The following is a 433-nucleotide window of genomic DNA, read 5'->3' as shown; positions in this document are numbered from 1 at the left end:
AGTGGTGCTGGTTCGAAGTGACGCGAACGGGCAGAAGGCGCTATGCGCGTATTACACGCCGGATACCGGAGCGGAGCTGGCGGTGAACGATTTGCGCAGCGCGCTGGCGCAGGAGCTGCCGGGCTACATGATCCCGTCGTACTTCGTGGAGCTGGAGCGCCTGCCTCTGACGCCGAACGGAAAGATTGACCGGAAGGCGCTGCCAGCGCCGGAAGGGGAAGCGGGAAGCGGAACGGAGTACGTCGCACCGCGCAATGAGCTGGAAACGAAGCTGGCGGCGATTTGGCAGGAGGTGTTGGGGCTTGCGAAGGAGATTGGCGTTCACGACAACTTCTTCGACATCGGCGGCCACTCCCTGCGGGCGACGACGCTGGTCAGCAAGATTCATAAAGAGTTGAACGTGGATCTGCCGCTGCGCGACGTGTTCCGCCAT

At 62.6% G+C, this 433-nt stretch carries 1 protein-coding gene; it reads left to right on the top strand.

Features of this window, described 5'->3' with window-relative positions; genetic code table 11:
- On the top strand, positions 1-433 hold a 433-nt coding region (locus L696_RS28765), incomplete at both ends, for a phosphopantetheine-binding protein (RefSeq protein WP_155985423.1).

It is taken from the genome of Paenibacillus maysiensis, from assembly GCF_000520815.1.
Classification (GTDB): Bacteria; Bacillota; Bacilli; order Paenibacillales; family Paenibacillaceae; genus Paenibacillus; species Paenibacillus maysiensis.
This window is presented reverse-complemented; position numbering and strand designations above follow the sequence as displayed.